The organism is Lewinella cohaerens DSM 23179 (assembly GCF_000379805.1).
In the GTDB taxonomy this organism is placed as follows: Bacteria; Bacteroidota; Bacteroidia; order Chitinophagales; family Saprospiraceae; genus Lewinella; species Lewinella cohaerens.
In genome coordinates, this window is sequence record NZ_KB903548.1 from 2501 (window position 1) to 22496 (window position 19996).

19 protein-coding genes (1 of these 19 only partly in view) are annotated in these 19996 nt (G+C 44.6%); 5 read left to right on the forward strand and 14 right to left on the reverse strand.

Annotated elements, in window-relative coordinates; all coding sequences use genetic code 11:
- The 5 genes from A3EU_RS30680 to pth form a co-directional block, all read right to left on the reverse strand.
- On the reverse strand, positions 1 to 897 hold the 5' portion of the coding sequence (locus tag A3EU_RS30680; protein ID WP_020537134.1) for a lycopene cyclase family protein. 258 nt of this gene lie to the left of the window's left edge; the window shows 897 of its 1155 coding nt (coding positions 1–897); the start codon lies at positions 895 to 897; its stop codon lies beyond the left edge, outside the window.
- An 11-nt stretch (positions 898 to 908) separates the two neighbouring features.
- Entirely contained in the window at positions 909 to 1610 is a 702-nt protein-coding gene (locus tag A3EU_RS0115680) for a carotenoid biosynthesis protein (protein ID WP_020537135.1), read from the reverse strand.
- Positions 1611 to 1640: 30 nt separating this feature from the next.
- Positions 1641 to 2477 (reverse strand): phytoene/squalene synthase family protein, encoded by an 837-nt coding sequence (locus A3EU_RS0115685; protein ID WP_020537136.1) that lies wholly within the window; start codon positions 2475 to 2477, stop codon positions 1641 to 1643.
- 20 nt (positions 2478 to 2497) lie between these two features.
- Positions 2498 to 3967: a phytoene desaturase family protein gene (locus A3EU_RS0115690; protein ID WP_020537137.1), complete on the reverse strand. Its 1470-nt coding sequence runs from the start codon at positions 3965 to 3967 to the stop codon at positions 2498 to 2500.
- Between the two features lie 122 nt (positions 3968 to 4089).
- Positions 4090 to 4752 carry an aminoacyl-tRNA hydrolase gene (gene pth, locus A3EU_RS0115695; RefSeq protein WP_020537138.1) on the reverse strand — a complete coding sequence of 221 codons (663 nt, stop codon included), beginning with the start codon at positions 4750 to 4752 and terminating at the stop codon, positions 4090 to 4092.
- A gap of 281 nt (positions 4753 to 5033) precedes the next feature.
- Between pth and A3EU_RS0115700 the strand changes: the two genes are divergently transcribed.
- Entirely contained in the window at positions 5034 to 5726 is a 693-nt protein-coding gene (locus tag A3EU_RS0115700) for a hypothetical protein (RefSeq protein ID WP_020537139.1), read from the forward strand.
- A gap of 17 nt (positions 5727 to 5743) precedes the next feature.
- On the opposite strand, the gene A3EU_RS32935 is transcribed toward A3EU_RS0115700, so the two are convergent.
- Both A3EU_RS32935 and A3EU_RS0115710 read right to left on the reverse strand, forming a co-directional pair.
- The gene (locus tag A3EU_RS32935) at positions 5744 to 6400 is read right to left on the reverse strand and encodes a DUF2459 domain-containing protein (RefSeq protein ID WP_020537140.1); all 657 of its coding nucleotides are present in this window, start codon (positions 6398 to 6400) and stop codon (positions 5744 to 5746) included.
- 10 nt (positions 6401 to 6410) lie between these two features.
- Positions 6411 to 7133 (reverse strand): nucleotidyltransferase family protein, encoded by a 723-nt coding sequence (locus A3EU_RS0115710; protein WP_020537141.1) that lies wholly within the window; start codon positions 7131 to 7133, stop codon positions 6411 to 6413.
- 37 nt (positions 7134 to 7170) lie between these two features.
- Between A3EU_RS0115710 and lpxK the strand changes: the two genes are divergently transcribed.
- From lpxK to A3EU_RS30690, 3 genes are read left to right on the forward strand one after another with little or no spacing between them, the layout of a single operon-like run.
- Complete coding sequence (gene lpxK / locus A3EU_RS0115715; RefSeq protein WP_020537142.1) at positions 7171 to 8238, forward strand: tetraacyldisaccharide 4'-kinase; 1068 nt, start codon at positions 7171 to 7173, stop codon at positions 8236 to 8238.
- Positions 8235 to 9536, forward strand: a complete 1302-nt coding sequence (locus A3EU_RS0115720; protein WP_020537143.1) for a 1-acyl-sn-glycerol-3-phosphate acyltransferase — start codon at positions 8235 to 8237, stop codon at positions 9534 to 9536. Before lpxK ends, A3EU_RS0115720 begins: the two co-directional genes overlap by 4 nt.
- Before the next feature lie 25 nt (positions 9537 to 9561).
- Positions 9562 to 10251, forward strand: coding sequence for a DUF547 domain-containing protein (locus A3EU_RS30690; RefSeq protein ID WP_020537144.1), 690 nt, complete (start codon positions 9562 to 9564; stop codon positions 10249 to 10251).
- Between the two features lie 373 nt (positions 10252 to 10624).
- Here the strand turns inward: A3EU_RS30690 and A3EU_RS0115730 are convergent, their stop codons facing one another.
- The 7 genes from A3EU_RS0115730 to A3EU_RS0115765 all read right to left on the reverse strand — a co-directional run bounded on the left by A3EU_RS0115730 (position 10625) and on the right by A3EU_RS0115765 (position 18097).
- A complete protein-coding gene (locus A3EU_RS0115730; protein ID WP_044086075.1) occupies positions 10625 to 11695 on the reverse strand; it encodes a lysylphosphatidylglycerol synthase transmembrane domain-containing protein in 1071 nt (356 codons plus the stop codon).
- Positions 11696 to 11931: 236 nt separating this feature from the next.
- Complete coding sequence (locus tag A3EU_RS0115735; RefSeq protein ID WP_020537146.1) at positions 11932 to 12561, reverse strand: LysE family translocator; 630 nt, start codon at positions 12559 to 12561, stop codon at positions 11932 to 11934.
- Positions 12562 to 12606: 45 nt separating this feature from the next.
- Complete coding sequence (locus A3EU_RS0115740) at positions 12607 to 13017, reverse strand: secondary thiamine-phosphate synthase enzyme YjbQ (RefSeq protein WP_020537147.1); 411 nt, start codon at positions 13015 to 13017, stop codon at positions 12607 to 12609.
- Positions 13018 to 13026: 9 nt separating this feature from the next.
- Entirely contained in the window at positions 13027 to 13833 is an 807-nt protein-coding gene (gene porG, locus A3EU_RS0115745) for a type IX secretion system protein PorG (RefSeq protein ID WP_020537148.1), read from the reverse strand.
- 1590 nt (positions 13834 to 15423) lie between these two features.
- The gene (rnc, locus tag A3EU_RS0115755) at positions 15424 to 16161 is read right to left on the reverse strand and encodes a ribonuclease III (RefSeq protein WP_245569363.1); all 738 of its coding nucleotides are present in this window, start codon (positions 16159 to 16161) and stop codon (positions 15424 to 15426) included.
- Between the two features lie 299 nt (positions 16162 to 16460).
- Positions 16461 to 17705, reverse strand: coding sequence for a beta-ketoacyl-ACP synthase II (fabF, locus tag A3EU_RS0115760; protein ID WP_020537151.1), 1245 nt, complete (start codon positions 17703 to 17705; stop codon positions 16461 to 16463).
- 152 nt (positions 17706 to 17857) lie between these two features.
- On the reverse strand, positions 17858 to 18097 hold the full coding sequence (locus A3EU_RS0115765) for an acyl carrier protein (protein ID WP_026211423.1): 240 nt from the start codon (positions 18095 to 18097) through the stop codon (positions 17858 to 17860).
- 438 nt (positions 18098 to 18535) lie between these two features.
- Between A3EU_RS0115765 and pyk the strand changes: the two genes are divergently transcribed.
- Positions 18536 to 19969, forward strand: coding sequence for a pyruvate kinase (gene pyk, locus A3EU_RS0115770; protein ID WP_020537153.1), 1434 nt, complete (start codon positions 18536 to 18538; stop codon positions 19967 to 19969).
- The last annotated feature ends 27 nt before the right edge of the window (positions 19970 to 19996 follow it).

A 19996-nucleotide genomic window follows, 5' to 3' on the forward strand; every position in this document is an offset into this window, starting at 1 on the left:
GCCATCAATAATTCGTTCTATTCGTCGGTGTATATATATAAAGGTATACCCTGTTGATGCACGGGTGTCTCCTCCACTCATTCCTACATTAATAATATGGTCTTTAAATAAAGGGAAGTCATAATCCGTCATCGGAATATTACCCGCTTCGGTTCGTGTAACGGTATAACCAGGCAACTGGGGCCAATGCTTGTCAAGATAATTCTGGATGATCCTATCATAACCCGCTTCAGGTAAATGCTGGTTAGAAAAAATAGCGACCTCTACCAGCGCCTCTGTCTTACTCGTTGGCAACACATATAAAAACCGGAACTCTCCTTCTTGTGGTGTACGAAAGTCCATCATTACAGCTTGACCTGAATCAAAGACCGGGCTCGCTGTTTTAATAAACCACCCCCGAAAGTGCTGATCGAGGTAATTTACTTTGCTTTTATCTATTGCTGGTCGAGCTGTACTATTGATACACCAACGAGCAGTAACTGTACCATCATCTGTTTCTACCTCTACTCCATTGTTCGTATTCCGAATTGCATGAATATTTGTGATCTGTTGTTCTACGTGTGGTGCTTTTGCAAAAGCTTCATTCGTATACCTATAGTAGTCTGCCGCTAGAATCATCTTATACGTAAATGGAGCAATTTCCATTTTACGAGCAAAATCTTCATTATAAAACCAAAGTATAGGCCAACGGTGATGCACAATTTCTTCGAAAGGGCCACTACCTACCTCCCAAAAACTCCAAGTCCGATCATCTTCCTTTTTGTGTTCTCTATCCAACAACAAAATCCGACTGCCTCTTAAGGGTGACTGTAGAAGGTGGTAGACAAAACTCCGCCCAGCGGCGCCAGCGCCAGCAACGATAAAGTCATAATCATAAGAAGTAGGGGAGTTGTCCATAAGGTTTGATGCTAGATAAACAAAGCCTGCAACAGCAAAAAGAAAACAAGCTGCGCTACACCATATATTATAAGCAGTGGATGGCGGTAAGTGATTTTCAAATAGCTTAATGGCCAACTAAACAAAAAAGCAATCACTCCCCAGGCTAAATAATTCTGTAATGGTATGTCTACAGCTTCCCAGGTCCAGTAACCCAATGCTATGGCAACAGGTTCTATGAAATAATCATACCCCATTATGAGTACTCCCGTAAATAGGGCCGTAAGCAGTGAAGACTTGGGAGCTATATAAGAAGCGACCTGGTGCATCGCAAGGATCAGTAAGGTCCAATTGAGTGCAATCACCAAGGGGACGTTGAGCCATTGCACCCACATCGTCGGGCCGTAGGCATATTCTCCAAAGATTCCTCCTGTCGCAACTCCGAGAACTTCAATGAAGAAGGTAGACAAATAAGTAATGCCCCACCACCACCAAAAACGAGTATCCTGATGGCGTTGGTAAATAAACCAAAGTAGAGGCCCACACACTACCAACAATAGCCCGTCTGTAATGGATTTAGTCAGCGGATAAACACTCGGCATCAAATGTGCCTGGACGCCCGAAAGAAAAGAAAACACCAGAAAGCAGGCAAACAGGAGTTCCAGTTTGCTCATTGACCAGCGGTCGGTCAATCGATTTACATATTTCTTAAAAAAGTGTTGTTCACTCAACATTTACCCATGCTAGTTATGCCAACAATCATTTTACAAAATATTAAGGCTATTTCGCAAAGCACTGCTAAATAGCAATACCACCTTACGTCCATCGTTTACTCGTATTCTTTTCCCTGCTACACGATCTGCAGGGGAGGCTGTAATTTTTTGCAGCAAATTCAGGTAGTATACATAAGCCAGATAAACCCCCAACCGAGCTCCTTTTGGCAAACGCACAATACCTTTATAGGCATCATCAAAATCTTTACGAATATCGGCTTCGATCATTACTTTATCTTCATTCGTGAAGTTAGTAAAGTCTACTCCTGGAAAATAAACCCTCCCACGGTCATCAAAGTCACTTTTTAAATCCCGTAAAAAATTCACTTTCTGAAAAGCAGCCCCCAAGCTACAGGCCGAGGCTTTCAATTCATCAAACTGAGTTTTATCTCCTTCGCAAAAAACACGTAGGCACATCAGTCCCACTACTTCTGCTGAACCGTAAATATATTCTTCGTAACTCGCCTGATCATGTGTCTCTTCATGCAAGTCCATTTCCATGCTTTTCAGAAAGGCATCGATCAATTCCCGTTCGATTCCATAGGTGTTCACTACCTCCTGGAAAGATTGTAGTACGGGGTTCAAGCTGATCCCTTCTTCTATCGCTCGGTAAGTATCTTCCCAAAACCTGGCTAGCAATTCAGCCTTGGGGTAATCATGGAAAGTATCAACAATCTCATCTGCAAAACGCACAAATCCATAGATGGCATAAATTGGATCGCGATAACGCTTATCAAATACGCGGATACCCATAGAGAAGGAAGTACTGTAACGCTGAGTAATCAGCTTACTGGATTCCATACAAACTTGGCGATATAAGTTCATCATTTTACAACAGGGTTTTTCTATTAAAGGACTTTGTCTACCTCTTCGGCCACTACCTGGCCAGAAATCAAAGACGGTGGCACCCCTGGTCCGGGCGTCGTCAACTGACCAGTGAAAAAGAGGTTACTTACTTTGCGATTACGCATTTTAGGTTTCAGAAAAGCAGTTTGCAACAGTGTATTTGCCAAGCCATAGGCGTTGCCTTTAAACGCGTGGTAATCTTTCTCGAAGTCCCGGTGTGCATAAGACCTACGGTATACAATATGGTCGCGGATGTCGTGCCCGGTAATATTTTCAAACCGCTGCAAAACGACTTCAAAATATTTCTCGCGCAGCTCATCGGTATCTTCCAGGTCGGGGGCCAAAGGAATCAGAAAGAACAGGTTTTCTTGCCCAGCAGGTGCCACCGTCTCATCTGTCACCGATGGTGCGCATACATAAAACAATGGCTTGGTCGGCCATTTGGGGTTTTCGTAGATTTCCTCAGCATGCAGGGCAAAGTCTTCATCGAAGAAAAGATTATGATGATGCAAGCCTGGTAGCTTTTTATCTACCCCCACATAAAATAGCAAGCTAGAGGGGGCCATTGTACGTTTATCCCAATAACTGGCGGAATAATTGCGCAAATGTGGCTCCAATACTTGTTGCTCCAAGTGGTGGTAGTCTGCTCCGCCAACGACGGCATCTACTTCATACGATTGATCTATCGTTACTACCTGTTTTGCTTTGCCGTTAACAACCTTGATCTGCTTTACCTCCTGGTTGTACCGAATCTCCACCCCTTGCTCTTCGGCCAGGCTCACCATCGCTTTTACAATTTCGTGCATACCGCCTTTAGGGTACCAGGTGCCCAAAGCAAGGTCAGCATAGTTCATCAAGCTATAAAGAGCAGGAGTCTTTTGGGGTGTTGCGCCCAGAAAGAGTACTGGAAACTCCAGTAACTGAATCAGTTTTTCGTTCTTAAACAATTTGCGAATGGCCGATGAAACGCTCGAGAACATTTGCAAACCAAACATACTCTTGAGAATACGTAGATCCGCAAACTCCATAATACTATGACTAGGCTTGAAGACAAACTCTTTCATGCCCACCTTATATTTATAGGCAGCTTCGTCCAAAAATTGCTTCAACTTGGTACTACTACCTGGTTCATAAGACTCAAACATGGCATAAAGTGCCTCCATCTTGGCCGGCACTTCCATTTCGTCATCTTTACCAAAGTAGACGATATAAGAAGGATCTAATCGTAGTAATTCGTAGTAATCCGCAGTACTTTTACCAAAACGCTGGAAAAAGTCTTCAAAAACTTCTGGCATCCAATACCAGCTAGGCCCCATATCAAAGGTGAACCCTTGTGCCTGATACTGGCGAGCCCTCCCTCCCGGGCCTTCGTTCTTTTCCAGGATTGTGACCTGATGGCCTTTCTGAGCCAAGCTAGCCGCGGCAGCTAAGCCGGCGAAACCCGCACCAACAACAATAATTTTCTTTGACAAGGTGGTCCTGTTTTAGTAACATGGGAGAAACAGGATACTCCTTGTTTTGTTTAAGAAACAACACTAAAAGTTAAACAAAACAAATCAATCTTTGCATTTTCTGCGTATAGAAACGGTACGACCTACTTTTTATTAAACTTATTCATGGTGTGGTTTAGACCAATTGCCCCAAAGCTCAATGCCGTATCACCAGCATATTTAACCAAATCAGCAAGGGTCTCACGCTCTTCTGTCGACCACTCTCCCAAGACAAAGTCGATTTGCCTACCTTTTGAAAACTCATCTCCAATACCAAATCGTAGCCGCGCATAGTCATTACCGCCCGTCATCTGGTCAATATCCTTGAGTCCATTGTGCCCACCATCACTTCCTTTACCACGTAGTCGCTGCTTCCCAAAGGGCAAGTTCAGGTCATCCATTATCACCAAGAGGTTGCTCTTCTCTATTTTTTCTTTTTGCAACCAATAGCGCACCGCTTTCCCACTACGATTCATATATGTTGATGGTTTCAACAGAATATACGTGCGCCCGCGATGCTTAAACTGGGCTACATCACCCAAGGTATCTGTGCTCCAGCTCACTTCTTTAGCCTGTGCCAAGTGATCCACAACATCAAAACCAACATTATGCCGAGTGCCTTCATATTTGGCACCTATATTTCCTAAACCTACAATAAGATACTTCATGGGGTCGTAAACAATATCATTTTTTCTAAATAGCTCGCTGAAGCCCTCATCAATTCTACGCATCAGGCCAACGAGGTGCGAAATTAGGGATTTTTCCATAGTTCTATTTTTTGGGGCCATGCCAGCCCTGCGGGTGGCACCGGGTCGTCCGTTCTTATGTGCTCCTGGCAAAGCCAGTCCGCGCATACCACTTCCACCCCTTGTCCTCCTCTCCCGATCAATCGGGATGCGGCGTGCTTTTGGGCGATGCCCACCGCTTTTGAATTACAAAAAAGAGGTTATCTTCATCATCAAGTTATAATTAAACCCGTATTCAACGAAATCGTTCCTCCTCTTTTTACGATTTATTGTACTATTTCAACAACAAAACGACCTCTTTTATGAAACGCTACTTGCTCCCTGCTTTACTTCTCTTTGTCTTCAGTATCACCTCTGCCCAAGACGAATCGTTAACAAACATGCCTGAAGAAGACTTCGTCTATCTCAAAGACAGTACCTTATTGTTCTCTTCTGACTTTACAGCTAAGAGGGGATTCATTAAGACGAATTTCTTCCAGCTCAATGGGGATAAAATCCCCTTTGAACAAGTTAAGTTTTATAATCTCGATGGAGATTATCGAGCAAACTTCAACGCTAGTATTTTACCCCGAATCGAAACGGGCTACTATAACGTCTTTGAAGGAAAAAGCTACCAATCAAACAGTAGCTCTAAAAATTTTTATTTCTCGCGTGCTCCTTTTGGAGATTTACAATCGCTCAAATACAACACTTTATTAGAGGTACTAAACACCCCCAACCCAGAGATTGACCAAACAGAACTGGCCCAAATACAGGAAACACTTGGCTTAGGTAAGCGAAAACAAAAAAAGGTTTTCATCATGCTGGGCACTGGCCTTGGAGCCCTGATTATTGGAGGGATACTAATGGATCAGGATGGTCGCGACGCCCGCATAGCAGGTGTAACATTAGCCGGAGCCGGGCTGGTCACGTGTATCGCTAGCTTAATGGTAAAGAAGCCAGCCCGTTTTCATCTTGCCGCCGTTCGCCAATACAACAAATTTTATCTCGACTAACCCAACCAAGCTCTTCGTCAGGGACGCTCCAGATGATATAGAATCCCATGTGTCGTGGGCGACCAGCGTGAAGTCTTTACCTCGGCAGCTTTTAGCGCATTATTCAACCAGGTATTACAAGTGGTAATCGCATTGTACTGTCCATTAGCTTCGTAGAAAAAATCGTTCTCACTGTAGCCTGTAGTTCCGATCTGTTCCCATTCCTCACTGGCTGTTTTCTGGAAAGAATCTTCAATAAAAACGAGCAATTCCGCTAAGGCATCCTCGCATAATTCCACGGCTACCCATCCAGGCTTCTTCTCTTGATAGCGGGTTAGGTGCATCACAGGAGCGCTGTTTACCAGCAATGCTTGCGCACCATTGCTAAAGGTGAGGTCGGCCCAGGTAGGTGTTTCTAAATAAAAATTTCGTTCTCCCCAGCCATAAGCGATGTGAGTGCTAATACTATCCTGAAAAGAGGCGTGCCGAAGTCCCTCTGGAAGATCTCCGACAGGAACAACGACATCCAGATGAATACCCGTTGAGGTCACGTAAACAATCTTATCTTTGGAGCAATCATTGTCAGGAGGGTTGGTGCTCCACAAAGAGAACACCAAGGCCAAAAGGCCATACACGAGTACTACCCCAAGCAGGGTCAAGGATATCCACTTTGTTGTTCGCCAAAATATTTTCATGCTAAGTTATTTAGTCGAGATTAAATTCCCTAGCAGCCCTTTCTAACGCGACTGGTTTTCCTACATCCAGCCATTTCGTATCGTCGTGAGGAAAGTTACGAATAATTCCTTTTTTAGCAGCGGCCAACCAGGCCTCTATTATGGAGAACACCTCCTTATCTTGAGGAAAATAGGCAAACAAGCCTGGATCAATCACAGCCATTCCGCTGTAGGCCCAGTCGAGTACGGTCACTTCTTCTTTACTGATTTTTCGCTCACCGGTTTTTTTATTTTTCCAACCACACAACTCACCTTTAGGGCTAAACTCTAAATAACGAGAGGTTTCCCGCTGTCGGACGGCCAGCGTACTTAAGTTCTGCCCTGGCTGATGCGCAGCATAAAGCTGACCTAAATCCAGATCACTCAAAATATCCACATTATGAATCAGAAAAGGAGCGTCAGACAACAAGTGTGCTGCTTTTTTCAGTCCACCGCCAGTATCTAGCAGCAGGTCTCGTTCGTCGGAGACATGAATTTCGAGGCCAAAATTTTCGTGTTCTTGCAGATGCGCAATCACCTTATCAGCAAAGTGGTGAACATTGACGACGACCTCCTTCACGCCAAAAGATTGCAAGCGGCGTAGTACAATTTCCAACAAGGTTTTACCTTGCACTTCAACCAATGCCTTCGGTCGGTCGTTGGTATAAGGGCGTAGGCGAGTACCCAGGCCAGCAGCAAAAACCATTGCTTTCATAAACAGGTTAGTTAGTAGCGCACAAATGTATTAAATTATGATTCAACGTAAGCTCGTACAATTATTATTGGCTCCCTTTTCCCTCCTTTATGGCATGGGGGTGAGCTTGCGCAATGCGTTTTATCGTGCGGGGCTGCTCAAGTCCATGACCTTTAGTGTACCCGTCATCTCGGTCGGTAACCTCTCTGTTGGTGGGGCAGGCAAAACCCCTCATATAGAGTACCTTATCCGTCTTTTGCGTGAACACATCCAAATAGCGACCCTCAGCCGAGGCTACAGCCGCAAAACCAGGGGGTTTCTGGAAGTAGAGCGCAACAATAACGCCGAACGCGTGGGTGATGAACCGCTACAATTCAAACGCAAATACCCAGACATAGGCGTATATGTAGCAGAAGACCGTGCTTTTGCGATTCCTCAGATTGTCATGAAAAAGAGCGATACTCAAATGGTATTGCTAGATGATGCTTTCCAGCATCGCTCTGTTAAGCCGGGGGTAAATATTTTACTCACCGAATATTCTAATCGTTTCACCCAAGACTTCTTACTGCCTGCCGGTCGCCTTCGCGAGTGGAGAGAATCCTATGAACGCGCTGATGTCATTATCATCAGCAAGTGTCCACAAACTATTTCGCAGGAAGAAAAAGAAGCGATTCGCGCCGAAATCAATCCACTTCCGCACCAGCAATTGTTTTTTTCGTACTACGCCTACCAGGCTCCTTATTACCAGTTTAACCCTCGTTACCGTCTACAGTTGGATGAAAAACTGGACGTCCTCCTCATTTGCGCTATCGCTAAAACCGATTATTTGATTGACTATTTACAATCACAAGTCGGCTCTGTACAGAGTTTAGAGTTTGCTGATCATCACTATTTCAACAAAGAAGATATTTCCAACTTGCACCGTTCTTTTAAGAAAATGGACACTAACAGAAAGGTGATCATTACCACCGAAAAAGACGCAATGCGGCTGGAATTGCATCGCGAGTTTTTGATAAAGGAACGCTTGCCTATATTTGTACTGCCCACCGAAGTACAGTTTCACTTTGGAGAAGGGCCACAGTTCGACGAAATCATTCGGCAGTACTTACTCAATTTCAAGGTGTGATTCTACGCTTTTTGCTTCTGTTGCTTTATTACTTTTTTAAGGTGCTGGTGCTGCTGTACCAGGCCATCTACTTCCCGTTTACTACGTTTCGCAACCGTAAAGCACTAGCCTTCAAAGGGCCGGGTATTATCATTTCCAACCATCCCAACACGATGGTCGACCCCCTGAATGTCATTTCTCGCACGCCTCGGCAATCGTTTTTTCTGGCCAATGCCAGTATGTTCAAAAACCCGGTCGTGGGTTTTCTATTGCGATATTTATACTGTATTCCCATCATGCGTCCTGGTAAGGATCAAAAAATAAAAAAGGTCGATAATCGCAAGAGCTTTGCTGCTAGTTTTAATCACCTTGGCAATGGCGGGATCATCTTTATTGCGCCAGAAGGCGGTAGCGAACTCGAACGTCATTTACGCCCCTTCAAGACAGGTACTGCCCGTATCGCATTGGGCGCTGAAGCAGAGAAGGGGTTTTCGTTAAATCTACATATTTACCCTGTAGGACTTACCTACGAACAGCCTACCCATTGCGGAAGCAGGCTCTATATGGAAGCTGGCGAGCCCATCAGGGTCGCGGATTGGCAAGAAGCATTCGAAGAGAATGAAATCCAGGCTGTAAAAGACCTTACCGAACACCTGGAAAATGAAAACCGCAAGTTGCTCATCCATACCGATAATCAGGAGCAAGATCAATTGCTCTACCGCCTGGACCGGATACTCCAACATGATCAGCCAGTATCTGTAGAGCAGCATTATGATCGTACCCAACAACTGCTTGGCCAACTCAAAATACTGGCTGCCGAACAGCCTACAGCCTATCAAGAACTCGTAGAAATGGCCAATAGTTATCGCCAACAACTAAAGGCGATCAAGCAGACAGATCGCGGTATTAGCCGTAAAGGAAAATCTTTATGGACCATCCCTGTCCTTCTTGGCTGGCCGGTATGGTTATATGGTAGAATCAACAACTTTTTTCCCTACGAAATACCGCGCCTACTTGAACGCAAAATTCAGCTTTACATCGGCTATCGTAGCACCGTAAAAATTCTGGCAGGCGCACTCACTTTTCCTCTTTTCTATTGGTTGCAATACCAGCTTGCGCAGTGGCTACTCGGAGCGCCTTTCGCTGGTTGGTACTTACTAAGCTTACCCATCTCTGGCTTACTAGCCTGGGTTTATGCCCGTCATTTTCTACCTCGGTGGGAAGGTTTTCGTTACCGAAAATGGGCGAAGCAGCACGTTAAGGAAGCGGCTGATTTGGAGGAAACCAGAAAACAATTAGCCGCGGTTGTGGGTTCTTAGCACGCTGTTTTCGTAAAAAAAGAACGTGAATAAGGATATCCCAAAAATAGCAGCCGATTTTTTACTCGCGCTAAAAATGCAGCAGCAGCCAGATGACCATCTGGCAAAAATTTCAGCGCTTCCTCTGCCTATATTGTTTCAAGAGCTCCGCTCTGAGCAACAAAAGAAAACCTTCTGGATAAATTGTTACAATGCTTTCTTTCTGCATCTTCGCCGCAATAATGGTATTGATAAGCCAGCCATCTATCGAGAAAAACTATGCCATATCGCTGGGCAAACATTCAGCCTTGATGAGATCGAGCATGGTATTCTGCGGCGCTATCGGGCGAAACTTGCGTTGGGGTACCTCCCCAATCTATTTGTGCCAAAATTAATCCGTCAGTTAGCTGTGAAAGAAATAGATGCCCGCATTCATTTCGCTCTCAATTGCGGAGCTATCAGCTGCCCACCCATTGCTTTTTATGCTTTTGAAAAAATAGACCAACAACTTGATTGGGCCAGCCAAAGTTTTTTGGAAAGCGAAACCGACATCTTTCCAGATAAGCAGGAAATACACTTCAGCAGATTAGGCTATTGGTATCTTGGTGATTTTGGTGGACGCAGAGGCATTCGAAAAATAGTCGAGCACTACCTCAAGGTGAATACAGGTGGCTACCGCATTGTTTTTAAAGATTATAACTGGGACGAAGATTTGAACAACTTCGCCAAAGAGTAGGCCATCCTTTGAAAGTAGGATACGAGCGGATTCGGAAATTATTGGTGCGAAAGGCAGCGCCTGGAGCTCGGGGCACGGAGTGACCAAGGACAAGGGAGAGCAGTGGTACCGCAGGTAAAACGGATAGCCCGGTGCCGATCCCGTTCCGACTAAAAAAGTCGGGACGGGAGATGGCATGGCCCCAAAAAATCTTTGGAAGGAGTATGAAGCTAGTGGACCACCCCGTAAATTCTGTTACACCCAAGTCTTGCTTTTTTGCACTTGTGCTTCGTCCCTGAAATCCTCATGTAGCTATGGCTACACTCCGGTGTCAGCTCCTCGCCCAAGCACGAAAATCGGCGACTTAGCATAACGAAACTTACAGGGTGATCCACTAGGTACCTGCTGTAGAAGAACCCTCTACCTTTTCACGATTGATGATCGGCAATAGAATTAAGGCCAACAATCCTATTGAGATGTTACATCCAATTTGGATCGTAAAGAAAGATATATTGGACCAAGAAAAGCCGTCATCACCTGCTATGCCATAAAAGCCAAGCGCTGTCGTGGCTAAAAAATGATAGGTTCCCATGCCTCCGGGTGAAGGAATGACAATTCCCCAACCGCCAAAAACAAAAACAACCAGCGCCACACTCGCAGAAAGTGCAGCCGTAGGCTCGAAAGCAAAGAAACAAACATAGGTCATTAAGAAATACATGACCCATATATTGATACTGTGCAAGACAAACATAAAAGGTCGATCAAGTTTGCCAATTGTCTGTAGGCCTTCGACAAAACCCAATAGGATACCGCTTATTTTTTCGTAAATCCTTGTCTGTTGTATCCGTTTACGCAAAAGGTAAAGCGCCAGTAAACCACCTATCCCCAGTGCTGCCAAGGCAAAAAGCAAGGTACTGTTCGCGCTTATTTTTTCACCGATAGCATTATTTTCTTGGAGGAATGCCCATAAGGTATCAAACTCCAACACCAGTGCTAATGCGGTCACAATAAGGATACTGATCACATCAATCACGCGATCAACGACCACCGTCCCCATTACTTTCTCTACGGGGATTTTTTCGTAGCGAGCCATTGTGCCCGCACGAACAACTTCACCAACTCGTGGCAAGCCTAAGTTGGCAAAATAACCGAGAATAACGGTCAAGAAACCATTGATAAGGCGTGGCTTAAAACCCAACTGCTGCAAGAGCATATTCCAACGTGACGCCCTCGATATATTACTAATCGTAAAACAAACCAAGACCACGAGTAGCCAGAAAATATCTGCGGAAGCAAAATCGGTCAATACTTTTTGCAGAAGACTGCAATCATCTGCGGCAATTCCCTTGAGGCCACATTCTGCCTGGTAAGCAGCATTTTGTTTCTGGTATACCCAGTACAAAATAACGAGACCTACGCTCAGGAATACAAGAAACTTAAGGATGTTGGTTAGCGCCTTTTTCAATGCAGTATAAGTTTGCTGCAAAAATAGCCAATATTAAGAGCTTGTTGGGTAATTTCATTTGGTGAAAAACAAATATGTCGAATTAAAGGAAAAAAGATTGATGCTTCCCGCTTTTTAAGGGTTTACGAACCTGGCGTCGGTGTGAAAATTTCACTTAGCCCGCTAAATTCAATTTGAACTCCTTAGCCAGAACCGCAAATCGTTAAAAAGCAGTTCGCAAAATTCCCCAACAAGCTCTAACTTAACCAAGAACGGGCAACCAATACAAAAGCAAAAACGATCAGGGCAATACCTGCTACCCGCCGTACCCACCAAAGGTGCTTTGGCGTAAGGCGGTGGCGAATCTTATGTGCGAGAAAAATTTTCAGTGAATCAGAAAAAACAATCATCCCAAACAGACCACCAAAAAACAGTAATGATTCCAGTCCATTGTAATCCCGTTCAAGTACAACGGTAGACATGGCCGTAATCCAGAAAATAACGGTAAAAGGGTTGACCGTATTGATAAGAAAACCTTTGGACCAGAGTGCCCAGCTACCTCGGGTGCCTTTCAATAGGTGGTCAGGATCATCAAGGGAAGGCGGCGGCGTAAGTAAGGTGGCTATTCCTGTAATAAGTAAAATCAATGCTCCAACCAAGCCAACACCGAGTTCAAAACTATCGGCTTCGCTTATTTTTTCAATAAACCGAAAGCCAAAGTAAACGCTAAGGATAAATGCCAGATCGCTGACCCAAATCCCCAGGCCTACCATCAACCCTGCTTTCGTTCCTTGTTCCAGGCTAGCTTGAATGAGCGCAACCAATAATGGGCCTACCAAAATGGCTAGTAATAGCCCCCAGTATACACCTTGTAGAAAAATCGCCATGATAAAGCTTGTTGAAGGAAGAAATCAAAGCTCAAAATAAGAGTTTTAGCTATACACTGTCGCAACGAGCTTGCGGCACCCACCGTGATTACGAAATTCACAAAGATAAACCCCTTGCCATGTTCCCAAATTGAGTTGACCATTGGTAATAGGGATCGTTACACTACTACCAATAAAGCTAGCTTTAATATGAGCAGGCATATCGTCTGGGCCCTCCATTGTATGCTTTAAGAATGGTAAATTCTCAGGCACAATATGATTAACAATACTTTCGAAATCAGTGCGAACAGAAGGATCTGCATTCTCGTTGACCGTAAGTGCTGCTGAGGTATGTTTAATAAAAATCGACAATAACCCCGTCTTAGGCAAGTCCGGTAGTTGTGCTAAAACCTTAGGGGTAATAAGGTGGTATCCGCGCGAATATGCTGGGAGCGAAAATTCTATTTGCTGAACCATAGCCTTGTCTTACCTGCGCTTAGAACCTTTGCCATAAGAAGGACAGCGCACATCACCAAAATAATACATGACACCTACCCCTGCAAAAAGATAAGTATCACGGTCGTTACTGTCTCCGCGCTGGCGGCCTTGCAAGCCTAAGGCACTACCATTCTCAGCATTTAGTGACTTCCCCGAAGACATATACACCGCCAGTTCACCCCGGTCTTTCAGCAAGTCTGTCCGATCAGGATAAACGCTACTGACATCATCAAGATAATCGGTATAAGTAGAGCGGGCACCTATATGAATATTGATACTCCACTCGTAATTGATATCAAATTTGAACCCCATTCCATAAGTAAGTGCAGCCGTAGTGGTGTAGTACTCTTCTCCTTTAAACTGGCCCTCTGTTCCCAATGAGCGCAATTCGACCATCTCTCCAGGGTTTACGCCATCCAGCGTCATAGGCCCGTCGTATTCTGCCATCGGGTTAAAGCTAAACAACGAAAGTCCACCAAAGAGGTATGGGGTAAAGAAATCATCTCTACTTCCATGAAAATAAGGAAGGAAGTTAAATTCAAAAAGGGCTGTAGCCTCCCATATATCTGTTTCGAAACTAAGGTTGCGATTTAATTCATAAGGGTTGCGGGAGTCACTATCATAAGCTTCGATCTTTCCGTAATTACCGCTCAGTGAAAAAGCTAAGCGTTCGTTGAAGTTATAACGCGCCAGTATTCCTCCTGCCGGATTTGGACGATCTAGTCGATAGTTGGTATTCAGGTCACCAAAGTAATAAGACACTCCTCCCCAGGGACCTACTTCCCAACCCCGCATTAAGGATTGGGCACCAAGAGTATTCTCGGATAAAAACCCGGAACATAGCCACAACGTACACAAACAATAGATACTAACCTTCCTCATGATAATGCTTTAGTAAGGCTGAAAAGCTGTAGACAATTCGCCTTGCGATCCCTACTGGGTTAAACTTGCAATTTTTGCGCCGCAAAGGTAAGGATATTGCCACACCTTAAGCGCTTTTGAAACGACTAAGCCCTTTATTATGGTATGCCATCAGTGTTCTTTAAAAAATTAATCCCTTATAATAAGATCACCCGCCCTTCACTGAGGGCAGAAATAGGTAGAAAAGATTCTCCATCGTATTCCCCAAAACAAGTTATTGGCTGCCCGCCACTGAGGGCCAGAAGTTTCCAGTTGGCGGTACTCGTCGCCATCTCCAGGAAGGCCTTTTTGCTATCAACCAACATAAATGCCTCTTCCTCCGAATGGTAGATCGGTGTCACCTCATCGATCAATACCGGAAAGCTTAAAAGCCAGGGAGAAGCACCTAGTGCCTGAGCATAACGCGCCTGTACTTCATGAAGGTGGGGATAAGCGGCGGCAGCCTCATAGGGTTCTCGAGAACTTTGGTAAGCTTTGAATACCGCCCGCAATTGGGGCTGCCCTGGATAGTAGGCCAGCGTTCCTTTTAGCACACTACCTGTTACCCAATGGTCTTCAAAACCTTGATTGCCGAAAGCAAAATCGAGTAGCAAAGCATACTTGCCCGTTTGCTCTCCCCGAAACCATGTTCGCCGATAACGCAGCTTTTCTTCGATGCCGGTGATCAACCCCAACACCAGCCAGTTATCTTGCAAGCCAGGCTCTTGAAGCACACGTTCTTTGCGTAAGTTCCAACCTGCCACCTGAAGTAGTTCTCGCTTTTGGTCGATTTCGAGAGTCGACTTCCGCTGCCAAGCTCGAACAAACAAGTAAAGTTTTCCAATTTCTGCGGTTACTTCCTCTACCCAGTCCTCTTGTTCAAACAAGGAATGACAAATACGTAATCGACGGGCAATACTTCCCAGTTTANCATCAACCATCCTGGCGGCCAATGTTTCCCATTCCTCTGGAGCATTCGCTAACTGGGCCAAGCCAAGTCGTGCAAGTTGTTGTAACCATTTGTCGAGTTCACCAACTCCCTGATCCATCAGTTGAATTCTTTTCTCCTGCTTAGCTACATCAGGAGATGATAACTTTGTAGTAGAGGTTCCCGTAGCTGAATGGCTTCCTAACAATTTAATGGCCCATTCAGGAAGCTCTTCCTTCACTGTCCATACTTCATTACGATTCAAGAAAAGGAGCACCAACGCGAGGGCGTGCTTACAAGGGCGGCGTGGGCTTTTGCAGGAGCAACGAAAAAGAGGAGGTTCCAGGCGTACGATCGCGCTGGATTTATGGCCATAAGCAGTTTCATATTCTCCCCACAGGTATTGCCCATTTCCCTGAAGGGTTTGCCAACGTTTGGCAAAAAAGAGGCGCCGGGCCTGTTCCAGTGAGCTGGCATCAGGTGCAAGCTGGAGCAAGCGTTCATACGACCAGGATACGGGAGAATCAGCCATGGTTCAAACTACTTACTTATCGTTATCAGTTTTCGCCGTGGACAGGGATATTAAGGTTCTTAAGTGCTTTTTCTGAAGCCTGTTGTTCAGCGCTTTTTTTATTAAAATCATCTGCGACCGCAATTTTTTGCCCATCAATCATAACGGCAACCTTAAAGCGATCACGTTTGTCCATTTTGTAGCGGGTAAGGAGCCGGTAAGATACATTCTGACCATTCTTCTGACAATGTTCCAAAAGCTGGCTTTTGTAGTTATCATCGTAGGACTCTAGTTCGTGAATATCTACAAACTTCCGCAACATCCGGCGGATAATAAACCGCTTCGTACCATTATAGCCTTTCTCCAGGTAAACAACACCGACAAGGGCTTCTACCGCATTACCCAGCATTGAGCGGCTGATTCTGGTATTATTGAATTCATTGAGGAGCATATCTACTCCCATGTTGTCACCAATAATGTTTAAGGATTTTCGCTTGACAATTTTCGACCGCATTTTGGTCAAAAAGCCTTCATCAGCATTGGGGTACTTCTGAAAAAGATACTCCGCAACGATAGTCCCCAAAACAGCATCACCCAGGTATTCCAGGCGTTCATTGTTTTGCATAGCATAATCTTTTTCCGACTGGGTGGATTTGTGGAAAAAGGCCTGCTTGAAAATACGCAGATTCGCGGGTGTAAACCCTATGATCTGGCGCAATCGACGAGCTATATGTTTCTCTGGAGAGATATACCCGTTGTAGAATCGTTTAATTAATCGAAACACAGCATACCGGTTTTTGAAAGCAGTGCAACGAGGCAAGGCCATATTGCGCTAGCTCCAACTGTACAAAATAATACAAAAGTGAAGGCTTACAGCCATTCTCTTTTGTGTACAAACATTTTGCACTTCATCAGGAATATGCACAGAAAATCTGTGTCCCGGACGGTGGTTGGGTATACTACAAATAGAAAAAACATGTGGTTTTTTGGAGAAACAAATCATTGTTACCTCCAAAAAATCACATTTCAACACGTTCTAACGTATCGCAAAACCCACTATTGCCCAAAGTAAGACCCGCTGGTCTATCCTTCGAAGCGCTTAAAGACTGCTGCGGAATTATGCCCGCCGAAGCCAAATGTATTCGTTAATGCTACCTTAACGTCCCTTTCCTGAGCCTCATTAAAGGTTAGGTTGATTCGTTTATCAATCTCGGGATCATCATTAAAATGATTGATCGTAGGCGGCACAAAGTTATGTTGAATTGCTAAGATACACGCAATTGCTTCAATTGCACCTGCTGCTCCAAGCAAATGTCCTGTCATGGACTTGGTAGAACTGATATTCAGGTTATAAATCTTATCACCAAAGACCTGCTGTATGGCCTTTAGTTCTGCTATATCTCCCAAAGGAGTAGAGGTACCGTGCGTATTGATGTAATCTACTTCATCAATATTGATACCTGAAAAATTCAATGCGTTGCGCATACATGTACTCGCTCCCAAGCCTTCCGGATGGGGGGCCGTAATGTGATAAGCATCAGAGGTAGCGGCATACCCCATCACTTCTGCATAGATGGTCGCACCTCGTGCCTTAGCATGTTCTAGTTCTTCAAGAATAAATGAACCTGCTCCTTCTCCCAGGACAAACCCGTCGCGTTCTGCATCATAAGGACGCGACGCTGTAGCAAAGTCATCATTCCGTGTAGACAGCGCTTTCATGGCGCTAAATCCACCAATACCTACTTCCGTAACAGCAGCTTCTGAACCTCCTACAACCATTACATCAGTACGGCCAAGGCGAATATCATCAGCAGCAGCTCCAAGCGCATGCCCGGTAGAAGCACATGCGGAAACTGTTCCATAGCTAGGCCCTCGGAAACCATACTTCATAGAAATATGCCCGGCTCCCATGTTCCCAATCATTTTGGGAATCATGAACGGATTATAACGAGGTTGATCACTGGTAGCATTATAAGTGATCTCTTCTTCAAGAGATCGCAAGCCACCAATACCGCTCGCCCAGATTACACCTACCCGCTCAACATCCAGCTGTTCCGGATCGAGCTGAGCATGTTTTACAGCTTCGTCAGCTGCTACCATTGCATAGACCGAAAAACGGTCTAGCCGTCGAACTTCTCTACGATCGATAAACTCGGTCGCATCAAATTCCTTCAATTCGCAAGCGAATTGGGTCTTGAAGTTTTCAGGATTAAAATAGGTGATACGATTAGCACCACTCATTCCTTTCTGAAGGCCTTCAAGGTAAGCAGCAAGATTGTTGCCGATTGGCGTAAGGGCACCTAGCCCAGTAACTACCACTCTTCTCATAGATTCGGTCTTTTAGAAAAACACCTCACCGTAGTAATGAAGCGGAAAGTGATTCCAATAAAAAAGAAACCGTCCGAAAAATTATCTACCGGTGCAGCTATAAAAGTCACACGCGGCAGGGTAAATCCTCCGGACGGTATACTAGATGGAAATTACTCCTTAACCTGAGACTCAAGATAAGAGACAGCCTCACCTACGGTGGTGATGTTCTCAGCTTGTTCGTCAGGAATAGAAATATCGAAAGTCTTTTCGAATTCCATAATGAGTTCTACTGTATCTAGAGAGTCTGCTCCCAGATCATTGGTAAAACTTGATTCCAATGCGATTTCTGACTCGTCAACTCCTAGTTTGTCGACGATGATCGCTTTCACTTTTTCTGCAATATTAGACATGGTCAATTCGCTTTTATGATATACGAATGCGGCTGCAAAGAAAAATATAACCACCAGTATAACCAAAAAATTAGCCTAAATTTTTCACTTCCTCCCCTTACAGCCGCTTTATTGGCTCCTCATCTCGAGGTCTTTTAATTTGGCTGAGTCCATAATTGCTGCCCTTTTATTGGGGGTTAACAACTTCTGGGTTAGTCATATTTTTCAGCAACTAATTTACTGGAAATAACTGATTTTAGGAGGATTAGCGAAAAAACAAAGCATAATAAGTTGTTGAAATTGTGGTAGATCAGTACTTTTGCACCCTATTATTGTAAAAAATACACTTACCTTGGTAAAGGTAACGGAAATTAATCTTCCAATTTTCTTTAAAGATTGTACGATTATTACTTCCTCTCCGTCACTTGTAGCTACCCTCCATAGAAAAAAAACTCAACCATGAAGATCACCGATCACCAAAATACGAAAATACTTGCAACTGTGGGCCCTGCCTGTAGTTCTTACGAAAACCTCCTTGCCTTAGTTAAGGCTGGAGTAGATACCTTTCGCCTAAATTTTTCTCACGGTGAACACGCCGTACACGGAGAAACCATCAACCGGATCACCTACATCAATGAGAAATACGGCTTCCATGTTGGTATCCTCGCTGATCTTCAAGGACCGAAACTGCGCGTTGGTAAAATCGAAGATAATGCACTCGAATTGGCTGAAGGCGATGTTATCACCTTTGTCAACGAACCCTGCATCGGGAACCGGGAACGCATCTACATGAGCTACCCACAGTTCTCCACAGATGTAGAGGTTGGCGAGCGCGTACTCGTCGATGATGGCAAACTGGTTTTTGAGGTTATCGAGACCAACAAGAAGGATACCGTACGATTGAAAACGCTTTTTGGAGGTACTTTATCTTCCAATAAAGGCGTAAACCTGCCCAATACTAAAATCTCGTTGCCTTCTTTAACAGAGAAAGACGAACGTGACCTTGCTTACATCCTTACGCAACCCGTCAACTGGATTGCATTATCGTTTGTACGCAACGCTAAAGACATCAAGGATTTGCGTAAGCGATTGGATGCTGTAGAACACCCGGCGAAAATCATTGCGAAGATTGAGAAGCCTGAGGCGATTGAAAATCTGGATAAGATTATCAAAGCATCCAATGGTATCATGGTCGCACGTGGAGATTTGGGTATCGAAGTTCCTATGGAGCAACTTCCACTTATCCAGAAAAACATTATTAAAAAGTGTATCCAACGGGCACGTCCGGTAATCGTAGCGACCCAGATGATGGATAGTATGATTACGAACCCTAGCCCAACTCGGGCAGAAATTACAGACGTAGCCAACGCTGTACTAGACGGAACAGATGCAGTAATGCTGAGCGCAGAGACATCGGTAGGCCGGCACCCCGTAAAAGTAGTGGAAGCAATGAATAAAATCATTGATGAAGCCGAAAAACACTATTCAATAGAGCATTATCGCCCAGTATCTCCGAAAAAATCGCGGACTTTCCTCTCTGATGTCGTTTGTTTCAATGCAGCTCGTACTGCAGAGGAGATTAATGCCAAAGCGATTATTGGAATGACCAACTCTGGCTATACAGCCTTTAAGGTGTCTAGTTTCCGCCCCAACGCTAAAGTCTATATCTTCTCCGACCAAATGCACATGCTAGCGACCCTCAATCTTTGCTGGGGAGTACGTACCTTCTACTATGACCGTTTCACTACTACTGATGAGACCATCGAAGATGTTGTAGAGATTCTGAAAGCTAATGAAAGAGTAAAAGAAGGAGATATCATTGTCAACACCGGCAGTATGCCTCTTCACCGCCGTCATCGGACAAATATGCTAAAGATCACGGTAGTAGAATAAACACGAGTCATCCCGAATTTTGATTGT